This is a genomic window from Dolichospermum sp. UHCC 0259 (genome assembly GCF_009711935.1).
Lineage (GTDB): Bacteria > Cyanobacteriota > Cyanobacteriia > Cyanobacteriales > Nostocaceae > Dolichospermum.
In genome coordinates this window covers 1-13,886 of record NZ_VIKX01000142.1, presented here as the reverse complement: position 1 = coordinate 13,886, position 13,886 = coordinate 1, and the positions used below count along the sequence as shown (strand labels likewise).

The window sequence follows — 13,886 nt, the reverse complement described above, 5'->3', positions numbered from 1 at the left end:
GTAAAGGATTCACAGAATTAACACACTAGCGAAAACCTGTTTCACCAATTGCTGAGTTTTAGTTTCTAATTGTTGCCAATCCACATCCCCATATTCATCAATTAAACTAATATCAATATCAACCGCTGTATTCTCTGAACTATAATTCAGAAAACATACTTGATAACACAAATCCCACAAATCTATATTGACTTGTTCCCCATGACGTTGTAAAAGCAAATGATATCCTGGATGGGGCATAGGTAAACTCGCCAGAGTTTTTCTAATTTCCTCTACTTGTACTGGTGTTGCGGTTTCCATTTCCTGCACCAACTGAGTTACCAGGGCTTTTGTTTCATCAGTAGTGTTAGCAGGCCAAGTCAACACATCTTGATAAGTCCCTTTCCAGTCAGAGATATCCAACTGCTTGCGAAGATTATCAATCACGCGAATAAAAGCAGGTTGCATCAAGATTTCAGCTTGTTGCCATGAGGTAGAATTAGTTATCTTAGGTGGCATAGCTAGTCAATAGGGATACTGATAGTAAAATTAACAAATTGGTTCAATGAAAAAACTATACTTTTAATTTAAATCTTTTCTCAAGATACCTGATTTCAGAAAGAGAAATTTGGAGATATTGACTACTAGCGGGAAAATTAAGCTGTAAAGCTGGGGAGGGAAATTATGATAGGCAAATTACTAGATCATCGCTACCAAGTCATTCGCGTCTTGGCGACAGGGGGATTTGGTCAAACCTATATTGCCCAAGATACCAGACGGCCAGGCAATCCCATCTGCGTGGTTAAACACCTAAAACCAGCTAATTCTGACCCTAATATCTTTGTGACTGCTAAACGCCTGTTTAATAGCGAAGCAGAAACTTTAGAAAAATTGAGCAACCATGACCAAATACCCAGACTTCTTGCCTATTTTGACGAAAATAAGGAATTCTTTCTAGTTCAAGAATTTATTGACGGACATACTCTCAATGAAGAACTTATCCCCGGACAGCCTTGGAGTGAAGCCCAAGTCATGCAAATGCTGCTGGAAATCTTGAGTATTTTGGAGTTTGTTCACCAAGAAGGTGTGATTCACCGCGACATTAAGCCAGATAATATTATTCGCCGTGCGGCTGATTATAAATTAGTTTTAGTAGATTTTGGTGCAGTTAAACAATTGCGCTCTCCCTTGGTGATGGTCGGCGGACAGCAAACAGCTACAGTAGCCATTGGCACACCGGGCTATATGCCTACAGAACAGGGACAAGGTAAACCCCGTCCTAATAGTGATATTTATGCTTTAGGGATTATCGCCATTCAAGCCTTAACGGGAGTTCCAGCTAGTCAATTACAAGAAGATCCAGATACAGGGGAAACTAACTGGCAACATTTAATTCCTGTTAATCCTGAGTTAGTCGCAATTTTAACGAAGATGGTGCGTTACCATTTCAAAGAACGTTATCAAACAGCAACGGAAGCCTTACAAGCTTGTCAAGATTTGGTGAATATCACCCCAGAATTTTCCCAACCTTCCGTATCTCCTCAAATTATTTATCAATCTCCGCAAAATCTAGCTTCAAGATTTACACAGAAAACAATGGCGGTTTCCCCCGCTAATCATGTTCCTGTTCAACCTGCACCTCAACAATATATTCCCCAAGAATCTAATAAACCAGATCCTTTACCTTTATTAATTGGCATATTATTAGCCGGTAGTGTAGCCGCTTTATTTACAAATGTATATCCAAATTTTAAGAATTTAACTGTTAATTGGACAGGAGAAAAAACCAAATTAACAAATCATTGTATGGCTGTAGTTGCGGCTAATTCTAATATCCGTTCTGAACCCAGTGCCATCAACTCGGATAATATTTTGAAAACCTTGGGTGCAGCTAGTGAATTTGAGGTGACAGGTAAACGCACAAATCGAGGTTGGGTAGAAATTAAACTTTCATCTGGACGTTTAGCATGGGCCCATTCTGATATTATTGCTAATAACGACACATGGATTTCTTGCCGTCGAGATAAAGGTTTGGCTATTCAAACTGTAGATGATAGTCCTTTAATTGCATCTCGTCCAGTTCCTCAAGTTTCCGCCAAATCTGCGGTAGAAACTCCCACTCCTGAATCATCTCCACCAGCTACAGAAGATAAATCCAACACGGTAGCAAAAGCTCGACAAAAGTTTGAATCAGGAGATTTACAAGGAGCAATTTCTCTGTTGAAATCAACTTCAGGAAATGCTGTTTCTAGTATTAAAGAAACGGTTGATACTGTTAATCAATGGCAGAGTGATTGGGCAAAAGCCGAAGCGTTAGCTAAAGATATTAATAAAGCTATTGATAATGGTCAATGGGATGAAGTTTTAGCTTATCGAGATCATCCAGAAAAGCTACCTAATATTAAATACTGGCGTGATAAATTAGAACCAATGTTTAAACAAGCTGCTGATAATGCAGCAAAACAAGTATTACCCCAGGAAAATAAACCAACCCCTTCCGCAACACCAAAAGATGGAGTTTAAAACACTAGATTATAATGTAGGTTGGGTTGACGCAAGGAAACCCAACATGATGAAATCAAAAATGATTAAGTAGTGGTGCAAAATAACTTATATAGGAATAATATTTGATTTATCAAAAGATACGTAGGGTGCGTCAGACTGCATAAATTCTATCAATAAACAGATTTGTAATATCTGACGCACCCTACAATACTGGTAAACGCTATATCCCTCATCACTCTATGGGAAACCCAGGAATAATTATGTCAATTTCCTGCATTAGTCGTAAAGTTTCTGTTAAGGCAATGACAATTTTTTGATAATGGATAATTTCCTCTGGAGATAATTCTCGCTTGGCGTTTTTTCTGTCTTTTAACCATTTATCTAATACTTGATATCCACCAATCTTAAATTCCCAGATATCTGGGGGAATATCTGTAAAATAACTCTGTTTATTGATATAAACCCTTTCCAATTCTGAATTATAGGTAACTTCACTAACTTGATTATCTCCTATTTGTTGATAGGTTGTAATTAAATTATTGAATATATCCGATTTCATTAAATGTAAATTAACTAATTCTTCTCCCTTTGTAGCTAATTCGTTAAATAGGTTTTCGTTACTGGTTAAAGGAAGACGGGGAAAATCAATCTTGAGAAATTCAGCGTATCTAGTGCGATAATTGGGACTATGAAATATTGCATAAGCATAGTAAAATATTTGTTCTGGAGTTGGTATTTTACCAAGTTTAGTTTTGATAGCTTCTAAGAATTTTGGAGATAAATTAGGATTTTTTTCTATGAAAAGGTTAGTTTGTTCATTTTCTGTATTTGGGTATGTGTACAGAGGAAAGTAATAATTACGTTCTCTAGAATTTAAAGATAAAGCATTACAATCTCCTAGATTATTACTAATAAAAATATGATAGAATCCTACTTCGGTTTGCTGACGTGATGCCATTAAAGTTAAATTCTCATGAAGTAAATTTACCATTATATCTTTATGAGGTCTTCTCAAAAAGTCATCAAAATAGATATATCTATTATCAAATGGTCTATAACAATAGGGTTTAATATTAAATGAATTAAATAAAGATTTAGTTAATTCAGTTCTTTTTTTAGAAAAAGGCCAACCAGTTGTATCTTTTATATCATATTTTTCTTCTATCTCTATTAAGGATATAGAAGGATTTATTAAATCTTTGATAATCTTTTCTAAAGATTTCTTTTCAAAAGATACTAGATATAAGTCCTTTCCTGTCTCTATTCCAGTAGCATATTTTGTGAAAATATCCTTTAATAACCAATGTTGTTTATATTCATCTTCATAATCAAGATTTTTCGGTGCAAAAAAGTAATTAGGTTCAGTAGGTTGTACCTCTATCCAATCAACATTATCTAAACTTGCAGACTCTAAAAAATTATATTTATCCTCACGATTACCCCATAAATCATAATATAACACCTTAGCCATTTCCTTAATCCCATCTCTGGATTTATAAGCAGTAGAACCATAATCAGGTTTACTTTTTTCACGCACAGCAATTAAAATGGACACACCTTGTTGAATATCAAAAACATTTTGATCAATATTACCATCTGGAGTAGTTTCCTTTAATAAAGAATTACCATGTAAATCCATAACATATAAAGTGTCGAAATACTTTAATAATTCCTCCCTCATTCCTCGATGAATTAAACCATTAAGATAGGAATGATTAGTAATAAAACCAATAATACCCGCATTGTGACTATTATTTTCTATTTGATATTGAGCAAATCTAATAAATTTAATATAATCATCATCCAAAGGTTGAATATTTTTCTCCCCTTCTAATCTTACCCTACCTTTATATAATTCTAAAAGTTCTCCAATGTGGGTTAATTCGGTAATAGTTTTACCTACTTTACCAGTTTTATAAATTCTATTCCACACTGAACCAGTATAGTCCACATCTGCTAAATATTTTTCATCTTGGTTTAAGATTCTTTTCCGTTTACTAGCATTTTGAGAACTGACAGAATAGGGAGGATTTCCTAATACCACCGTGATGGGAATTTCTGTTTTCACTTTTGCTGCTTGACTTGATTCTTCCGCGATAATTTGGGTAATTCCTGGAAGTAAATCACCTTGTTTTATGCCTTCTTCCAACGCATTGGTTAAATATATTTTTAATCTTTCATTTGGGGCAAATTTATATTGTAAATATCCAAGTAATACGCCTATTTTTAAATGTGCTATGGTATAAGGAGTCATTAATAACTCAAAACCAAAAAGACGATTTAAAAGTTCTGTATCTCTTAATAAATTATGCAAACCACGAACATCATATTTAGCAAAATTATGACAAATTTGTTGAATAACTGTATATAAAAATGTTCCTGTTCCTGTTGCGGGATCAAGAATTGTTACTCTTCTATTTCCTAAACCATATTCTAAATCAAAAATTGTTCTATCTACTAAAATATCATTCACAGCACGCACGATAAATTTAACTACAGGTTCAGGAGTATAATAAACTCCGCGACTTTTTCTTAATGATGCTTGATAAGCAGCTAAAAATGTTTCATAAAAATGAATTACTGGATCTTCTGTGCGCGTTTCTCGACCAAAATTTTCTAAAATATTGGTCATATCTATTCTGTTAAATAACTCAATTAAATTTTCAATTGATTTGTGAATTTTACTAACGCTACCAGTTCCCAAAACTAAATCAAATAAACCTTTTAAAAAAGGGATTCTATCACTAATATAAATACTTGCTGTAGTGCGATTAAATGCAAATTCTTCAGGGTTTTCTGTATGACCAATTTTTGCAGTAAATAACCCATAAGCAATAGTTTGGGCGTACATATCCGCAAATTTATCATTATCTATATCTAACAATAGTAATTTTTTAAAGGTTTCTTTTAGGCGATTTAATTCTTCTGTAGGATCTTCTATTACTAAAGATAGTTCAATGGCATTTCTAATAGTTTTAGTATAAGCAGCCATTTCTTTAGCTAAATCATAATAATTATTAATATCTTTGGCTTTTTGGTTAAGAAATAATTGTAATAATTCTGTGATAGGTTTTAAATCATCAACTAGAGTAATTTCTCCTTGTTCTAAAGTAGCTAATTCAGCAGTTTTTTCACATTCCCCATCTACATACCAACGGAATTGTAAGTAATTAGTTAAGATGAAGTTATAACCTATATTTGATTCTAAATAACGTTTAATCTGTTCTGTTTTCTCTAGTTTACTAATATCAATATTAATATCTTTAGCTTCTATATATCCCACAACGCGCTCATTTTTTCTAATAGTCAAATCGGGTATTCCTGCTTGATTACCTTTTTCTTCTACTATGGTAGTAATACCAATTTCTAAACCTTCTATTAAACCTTGTAAACTGGAGTAGTGACTACGTTCTCCACCATGTTTAATATTTTTTTGTAGGTTTTGGATATAATCATTAAAGTTATTCATAGTTGTTATTTTTTTGATTATTTAATGTTCAGAATAGCATATATTTTTTGATTATTTCTAACTCTATTTCTCAGTATTCTCTGTGTTTTGGAGTGGTATGCCTTATAGCACGCTACTTGTTAGCCGACCTGTCGCTTTAGCGATACGGTTTTCCAGTTCTTTTGTATAAAAAAATACCTGTTATCAATTACCACACTTTCAAAATTACGGTTTACCAGATCAATGGGTTGCTAGAGTCAGATAAGCTGGTATTGAAGATCATGAAAAACTTACCATTAATCCTCAATCCCCAACTGACTAACTACGTTGTAACTGAATTATGTTTGATGCACTATCTGACCGTTTAGAATCCGCCTGGAAAAAACTGCGAGGACAGGATAAAATCTCCCAATCCAATATACAAGACGCTTTGCGGGAAGTGCGTCGGGCTTTGTTGGAAGCAGATGTCAATCTCCAGGTGGTCAAAGATTTTATTAGCGAAGTCGAAACCAAAGCACAAGGGGCTGAAGTTATCGCCGGTGTACGTCCTGACCAACAATTCATCAAAATTGTTTATGATGAATTAGTACAGGTGATGGGGGAAGAAAATGTTCCCCTTGCAGAAGTTGCAGGTAAGACCACTATTGTCTTAATGGCTGGTTTACAAGGGACTGGTAAAACCACAGCCACCGCTAAATTAGCTTTGCATTTACGCAAGCAAGACCGTAGTTGTTTATTAGTGGCTACAGATATATATCGTCCCGCCGCTATTGACCAATTAATTACCCTTGGTAAGCAAATTGATGTCCCCGTGTTTGAATTGGGAATTGAAGCAGACCCCGTAGAAATTGCCCGTCAAGGTGTGGAACGTGCCAGAGCGGAAGGCATAAATACAGTAATTATTGATACTGCCGGACGCTTACAAATTGACGAAGATATGATGGCGGAATTAGCCCGCATCAAAGAAATAGTCCAGCCCGATGAAACCCTTTTGGTTGTGGACGCAATGACAGGGCAAGAGGCAGCAAATCTAACTCGCACCTTCCATGATCAAATCGGTATTACTGGGGCAATCTTGACCAAAATGGATGGGGATAGCCGAGGTGGTGCAGCCTTGTCAGTGCGACAAATTTCGGGTGCGCCGATTAAATTTGTGGGTGTGGGGGAAAAAGTCGAGGCTCTACAACCATTTTATCCCGATCGCATGGCTTCGCGGATTTTGGGCATGGGGGATGTTCTCACCTTAGTTGAAAAAGCCCAAGAAGAGATAGATTTGGCAGATGCGGAGCAAATGCAGGAGAAAATCCTGTCAGCAAAATTTGATTTTACTGACTTTCTCAAGCAAATGCGGTTGTTGAAAAACATGGGTTCTTTGGGCGGAATTATGAAGATGATTCCGGGCATGAACAAGCTTTCCGATGACCAGTTAAAGCAGGGAGAAACCCAGCTAAAACGCTGTGAAGCCATGATCAATTCCATGACGGGCAAAGAACGCCGTGATCCAGATTTATTATCGAGTTCTCCCAGTCGCCGTCGCCGCATAGCTTCTGGTTCTGGTTACAGAGAAGCGGATGTGAGTAAATTGGTGGCAGACTTCCAGAAAATGCGATCGCTCATGCAGCAAATGGGACAAGGTGGTATACCAGGAATGCCAGGAATGTTTGGTGGTGGTAATCCTTTAGCCGCAGGAGGAAATCGCCCCTCAGCCGGCTGGCGTGGCTATCCCGGTGGCGCACCACCAGCCAAGAAAAAGAAAGAGAAAAAGAAAAAAGGTTTTGGTACTCTTTAGTTTAAAAAACTAGATCCCCGACTTCTTTAAGAAGTCGGGGATCTGAAGATTAACACCAAATCCGACCACGACGGAAAGGTTTATCAGGTTCAGTTTGTTGGGCTTTTTGTTTAGCCATTTCTTGTGACCAAAAACCATAGTCTGCTAAACCAGTAGTCAACAATTTCTGTTTAAGTTCTTGAGGTTTAGCCTTCTGTAAAACTGATTGGAGATTTTTTGATGTCTCTGGTTGAGCTAATTCCAATGTCGTTTGGGCTGTAATAGGTTGACAATAAATTCCCAAGCGCAAGAATAAATCCTGACGACCACCATGATCACCAAAAAAACCAATAATTTCTTGCCCTTTAGGTGCTTCTAACACAAAAGATTCTACTTCTGCTTTTCCACTTGCGCCACCAAAAACTTGGGATTTAACGCCATTTTTAGTTTCAAATTGGATAGTAATAATTTCTTCTTTGGGATGGTCTGGTGCTTGTCTTCCCCATGCTGCATTGATCTTAGTTAGATAATTTCCTGGTTCTATAGAGAATGTCACTATATCACCGCCACCACTACCAAATCTTTCTGAATTATAAGTTTCGCTAGGAGTAGAAGATAAATTTTCGTATTTAACTTGAAGTGTACCAATTGCCCAAGATGCATTCAGAGAAATGCTTTTCAAGCGTGATTTTGGTGTGGTATATTTGGGTAAAATCTCAAAATTTTTTCCTACGGTTGAACCCCACATTCAGCAGGTAAAACCAGAAAAAAGGTATTTTAATCTAAGTGGACTGAAGGAAGAAGGAAGTGAAAACAGAACTACAAGTAGACGTTAAAGACATTGACCATTTAGGGATAATCGCTGGAATTATAGATGAAATAGGAATTGTGAAGATAATAGATCAAGAAATAGGGACTCATGCACAAGAGAAAGTTAGCGCTGGACTTGTAGTTAAAGCGATGATAATCAACTGTATGGGGTTTATAACCGCGCCATTATACTTATTTAGTCAATTTTTCATAGGGAAAGCCACAGAACATCTAATAGGTGTGGGAGTAGAAGCTGAACATCTCAACGATAGTAGATTAGGACGAGTATTAGATCAATTATACGAATATGGTGTTAGCCTCTTATTCTTAAAAATAGCCTGTGCAATGGCAAAATGTTTTGGAATTAAAATATCAAATGCTCATATTGATGGTACGAGTTTATCAGTTCATGGAAAATATCTGAAATCAGTTGAAGGAGAACAAAGTTCTGCGGAAGATATACTCTCATTAGAAGAAGAATTAGAACCAGTAGCAATAAACATTAATCATGGTTACTCCCGTGACCATAGACCAGACCTAAAACAATTTACATTAAGTTTGTTAACGACGGGAGAAGAAGGAATTCCATTATTTATGCAAGTCGGAGATGGGAATGAATTAGACCAAAATGCTTTTCCCAAAATGATTCAAGAATTTCAGTCTCAATGGCTTGGAGAACAACCGGAAATATATGTAATGGACGCGGCTTTTTATACTGAGAAAAACCTAAAACAGTGCAGTGAGAGCATAAATTGGATTAGCCGAGTACCATTAACCATCAAAGCAGCCCAAGAATTAACTCAAATTTTATTGCCAGAACAATTTATCAAAAGTAATTTGTATGAAAAACATAGTGTTTGTGCTGTTTGTAATGAATATGCAGGGGTAAAACAAAGGTGGATTATAGTAGAAAGTGAATTACGTCGAGATGCCGAATTAAAAAGTTTATCAAAGCGAATTGAGCAGTCCTTAACATTAAAAATAAAAAGTCTAAAAAGCTTACAGAATAAAGAGTTTGCTTGTGAAGCGGATGCGTTAATTGCCGCAAAAGATTTTGAGAAAACCCTCAATTATCATTTATTAGATGAAATAATAATTTTAGCTAAACCCCATTATCAACGTCGAGGAAAACCTAAACTAGGAGATGAAGTTAGTTACTATACTTATCATATTCAAGCAAATTTAGCAGAGGATGAAATCGTTATTAACACCCATCGTAATCAAGCGGGGCGTTTTATTTTAGCCACTAATTTGTTAGATGAAAAAAAGTGGACTAATGATATGATTTTACAAGAATATAAGGAACAACAAACTACGGAAAGGGGATTTCGCTTTATCAAAGATCCTCTATTTTTCGCTTCACGAGTTTTTCTGAAAAACACTAAACGAATCATGGCACTGGCAATGATTATGACATTAGCTCTCATGGTTTATAGCTTAGGGCAACGTCAACTCAGACAATCCTTAAAACTTACTAATTCTCACCTCCCTAATCAAAAAGGTCAACCCACTGCTCGACCTACTTTAAGATGGATTCTTCAATGTTTCCAGTCAGTTCATTTAGTATTTGTGGATGGTATTAAATCTTCGATTCAACTCACAGATAGACAAAAACTGATTTTACAGTTCTTTAGTCCATCTTGTCACCGATATTATTTTTTGTCTTAAATTACCTGCTGAATGTGGGTTTTATCATTAATATATGGAAAAGAATGGAATAAAACCACTTTGCAAAAAATATCAAAGAAAGATTGGATTGCACTGACAATAGTAGCCGTGTTAGCAGGTGCTGTTGTTCCAGGCTTGGTTTTTCAGGCATTAGCAATCACAGGAGTTAATAATATTATTTTGATAGGACGCTTGCAATTACCATTAACTATATTTTTATCTATTTGGCTACTACAGGAACAAGTAAACCGTTGGCAAATTATGGGGGCTTTTACTGCTTTGATTGGTGTTATTTTAACTGTTGTCTTACAAACACCAGAAATGAAAATGATCAATATGGAAGGCGCAGAAGTTGGTTTGGGAGAAATATTAGTCGCAATGTCAGCGGTTATTTCAGGCGTTTCCACAATTATTATTAAAAAATCGCTTTCTCATATTCCCATAGGAATTTTCAGTATTTTTCGGACTGCTTTAGGAACTGTTATATTTTTCTTTATTGCTTTAATTCTCTATGGCAAAAATCATTTTATGGATGTATTTTCGCCTTTTTTATGGAAGTGGATGCTTGTTTATGGGGCTATAATTGTCGTCCTGGGTCAGTTATTTTCCCTGAAGGGATTAAGAGCTACTACTGTTTCAGAGGCTTCTTTAGCTGGCTCTTTTACACCAGTTGTGAGCATTCTGTCAGCTTATTTGGTACTTGGTGAAGTCCCTACTCTAGCTCAATACATTGGTGGTAGCGTGGTTATATTTGGCATATTTTTGAGCCAAGTTGGTGTTCATAATTCTTCACGGTTGCCTAAATAGTAAGTTATGTAATTACTATATTGCCAATTCCCTGAAATATCAAATGATTATCTACAATTAATCGGTCTGATATATCTGAAAATTGTTGATCAAGATAGGTTTTCAATAAATTACTATCACCACCAGTCATCACAAGTTGACCGTTAGGAAATAATTGCCACCAAGCCTCAATAAAATCCTTTATCCCACTCAATAAAGTGTAAATTACTCCACTTTGAATTGCTGCTGATGTATTCGTGGCAAAACGTGATGGTAAAGTTGTCATTAAACCAGTTTCTAATAATGGTAATTGTCCGGTGTTTTGTCCTAAACTGGCAAATTGTAAACCTAATCCTGGTAAAATTGCCCCACCCACTAAAGATTGATGATTATCTGCACCTGTAAGAGTCAATGCTGTACCCGCATCAATTACTAAGACGGGAAATCCCCAAGTTATCCCTGCACCCCATACAGCTAAAGCTCTGTCAATCCCTAGTGTGGAATAGATTCCCTCTAATGGTACATCTTCTAAGGTAATGATATGAAGATGGGGGTAAATTTGCCACAGTGAGGTTTGACTGGGGACGACGGAAGCGAGAATTAGGGGAATGGGATACTCTGGGATAATGGGAAGATTAGTAGGTAGTGAAATTGCGGTCAGCCAATTATTTAAGGTTGGATCTTGAGCTAATTGTTGGATAATAGATGCAGGTAGATGAAATGTGTCCCCAGTTGAGTATAGGGTTTTATCTATGAATAATGCCCAATGGAGACGGGAATTACCGACCACTAGGGCTATAGAAAGACGCTGTTGATCTTTTGACTGGGAATGATTGCTCACAGTTTTGATTTTCTTAACTTAGCTATAGGTTTTTTAATAAAAATATGCCTTACAGTGATTTTACGTTAGAAACCGTCAAAAAAACATTGAATCTCAATATTTCTACTAGAGAAAATATCTTTCCCGAAGTTGCACCATTACCAGTTAGCGAATATTTACAGGAAACTTTAGCTTATAATGTGCCTTTTGCTTTGGCTAGTAATACAGAAAAATCTCGATCAGAGATGATTATTGCACCAATTTTATTAGAACTTACTAAAAAATTCTTTAATCAAATTAGTTTGTTTTCTGGGGTAGAATTTAATATTGAACCCAGTCAGGGTTTAAGTGGAAATTGTGATTTTCTGATTAGTCTTTCTTCTGAGTTTTTATTGATCAATACCCCTGTGATTGTAATTGTGGAAGCAAAGAAAGAAAATATTAAAGGTGGTTTAGGTCAATGTATAGCCGAAATGTATGCAGCTACTTTATTTAATCAAAGAGAAGGAAATGAAGATACGGAAATTTATGGGGTGGTAACTACAGGAGAAATTTGGAAGTTTTTAAAATTGTCGGGTGCAAGAGTGCAGGTTGATTTAGCTGAGTATTTCTTAAATGATGTCAATAAGATTTTGGGAATTTTGGCGAGCGCTGTCAAATGATTTTATATACAGCAGGAGTGGGGAATAAAATCGGCTTGGGTTCATGCTGAGAATAAAAGGTTAATTTTTATTAGATAAAGATGAAAAGAATAGAAGTTGAACAAAGAGCTATTTTTGTGGGTTTAGCTGGTAGTCATGGTTATGGTTTAAATCGTCCTGAATCAGATTATGATTATCGTGGCGTATTTATTGCTACTAAACGCTATTATTTAGGCTTTGATAGTATTGAGCAAAAGGATTCGGGTTGGGATGAACCAGGGATATTTCCGTTTATAGATGGTAATGAAGATACGGTTATCTATGAATTAAGAAAGGTTATTCATTTATTGGCTGGTGCAAATCCCAATGTTTTGGAATTGCTGTGGTTAACAAATTATCCTTTTTTAACAAATGTCGGACAACATTTAATTAATCACCGTCATTTATTTTTGAGTAAAAAAGTAAAACACACTTATTCTGGTTATGCTTTTGCTCAAATCAAGAAGATGGAAACTCATCGTAAATGGTTATTAAATCCACCTACGAAGAAACCTCTTCCTGCTGATTTTGATATTATGGATGAAGTTCCTTTAAGCAAAGATGAATTAAATGCTTTTTTGGAATATCTTTATCTTTTAATTAGGGGAAAAATTGAATTTTTGGAAGAATCAGAACAGTTATATAAATTACTGACTGCGGATATTGATTTTAAAGGTGTTTTGAAACAGTACACTTTAGCTGATGAAACTTTAGCATATACCCAAAATTTAACTTATGGGCGTAAAGATTTTATTCGGCTTTTACAAAAAAGTCAAAGCTATCAAATTGCGTTGCGAGAATGGAAGGCTTATGTATCTTGGCAGGAAAATAGAAATCCGGCTAGAGCCGAAATGGAAAAGAAATCAGGTTATGATTTAAAACATGGAATGCACTGTATTCGATTGTTACGCAGTGGGTTAGAAATTTTGCGGACAGGAGAATTAATTGTAGATAGAAATTTAGCTGGTGATATTGATGATTTAAGGGCTATTTTACGAGGTGATTATAGTTATGATGAGTTGATGAAAATGGCGGAAGATTTGGTTGCCCAAATGGATGTTTTTTATGAGCAATCTAGTTTACCACATCGTCCAGATTTGGAGCAAATTAATGATTTGTGTATGGAGTTGGTGGAAATGCAAGGTTGGTAAAAATTAATCCTTACTTTGCCTATGCTTATTACAGCCGAGGAAATACCCATTCTGATTTAGGAGATAAGTTATCTTTCGGACGCAATACAATTGAGGGCGGGGAAATTACAGATTTTACGATTTGCTGATTGTATCTCACTCAAGTGAATACTCGCTATATTTTCACTAATAAGTAAACTAAGGAGTAAGAACATGAAATTAATTGATAAATATCAAAAAACAGGATTTATTAACCCACATTCCGCAGATACTAAAGCAAATTTAGGAATTA

At 35.6% G+C, this 13,886-nt stretch carries 10 protein-coding genes; 6 read left to right on the top strand and 4 right to left on the bottom strand.

The genetic code is table 11. The features are described from left to right. Nucleotides 1–9 precede the first annotated feature (9 nt). Nucleotides 10–498, bottom strand: coding sequence for a hypothetical protein (locus FJR05_RS11450; RefSeq protein WP_168644204.1), 489 nt, complete (start codon nt 496–498; stop codon nt 10–12). 165 nt (nt 499–663) lie between these two features. Here FJR05_RS11450 and FJR05_RS11445 point away from each other — a divergent pair, with 165 nt between their 5' ends. Then, the gene (locus FJR05_RS11445) at nt 664–2,502 is read left to right on the top strand and encodes a protein kinase (RefSeq protein WP_168644203.1); all 1,839 of its coding nucleotides are present in this window, start codon (nt 664–666) and stop codon (nt 2,500–2,502) included. A 214-nt stretch (nt 2,503–2,716) separates the two neighbouring features. Here the strand turns inward: FJR05_RS11445 and FJR05_RS11440 are convergent, their stop codons facing one another. Continuing rightward, nucleotides 2,717–5,953, bottom strand: coding sequence for a type ISP restriction/modification enzyme (locus tag FJR05_RS11440; protein ID WP_168644202.1), 3,237 nt, complete (start codon nt 5,951–5,953; stop codon nt 2,717–2,719). A 319-nt stretch (nt 5,954–6,272) separates the two neighbouring features. Between FJR05_RS11440 and ffh the strand changes: the two genes are divergently transcribed. Then, a complete protein-coding gene (gene ffh / locus FJR05_RS11435; RefSeq protein ID WP_168644201.1) occupies nt 6,273–7,721 on the top strand; it encodes a signal recognition particle protein in 1,449 nt (482 codons plus the stop codon). 49 nt (nt 7,722–7,770) lie between these two features. On the opposite strand, the gene FJR05_RS11430 is transcribed toward ffh, so the two are convergent. Then, nucleotides 7,771–8,448: a cyanobactin biosynthesis PatC/TenC/TruC family protein gene (locus FJR05_RS11430; RefSeq protein WP_168644200.1), complete on the bottom strand. Its 678-nt coding sequence runs from the start codon at nt 8,446–8,448 to the stop codon at nt 7,771–7,773. 59 nt (nt 8,449–8,507) lie between these two features. On the opposite strand from FJR05_RS11430, the gene FJR05_RS11425 reads away from it, so the two are divergent. Together FJR05_RS11425 and FJR05_RS11420 are read left to right on the top strand one after the other, a co-directional pair. After that, nucleotides 8,508–10,178 (top strand): IS1634 family transposase, encoded by a 1,671-nt coding sequence (locus FJR05_RS11425; RefSeq protein WP_168644199.1) that lies wholly within the window; start codon nt 8,508–8,510, stop codon nt 10,176–10,178. A 12-nt stretch (nt 10,179–10,190) separates the two neighbouring features. Beyond that, nucleotides 10,191–10,985, top strand: a complete 795-nt coding sequence (locus tag FJR05_RS11420; RefSeq protein WP_168644198.1) for a DMT family transporter — start codon at nt 10,191–10,193, stop codon at nt 10,983–10,985. A 4-nt stretch (nt 10,986–10,989) separates the two neighbouring features. Here the strand turns inward: FJR05_RS11420 and FJR05_RS11415 are convergent, their stop codons facing one another. After that, complete coding sequence (locus FJR05_RS11415; protein WP_168644197.1) at nt 10,990–11,805, bottom strand: pantothenate kinase; 816 nt, start codon at nt 11,803–11,805, stop codon at nt 10,990–10,992. Between the two features lie 44 nt (nt 11,806–11,849). Between FJR05_RS11415 and FJR05_RS11410 the strand changes: the two genes are divergently transcribed. Together FJR05_RS11410 and FJR05_RS11405 are read left to right on the top strand one after the other, a co-directional pair. After that, nucleotides 11,850–12,446, top strand: coding sequence for a hypothetical protein (locus FJR05_RS11410; protein WP_168644196.1), 597 nt, complete (start codon nt 11,850–11,852; stop codon nt 12,444–12,446). Between the two features lie 80 nt (nt 12,447–12,526). Then, nucleotides 12,527–13,615, top strand: coding sequence for a DNA polymerase beta superfamily protein (locus tag FJR05_RS11405; protein WP_168644195.1), 1,089 nt, complete (start codon nt 12,527–12,529; stop codon nt 13,613–13,615). Nucleotides 13,616–13,886: the final 271 nt, after the last annotated feature.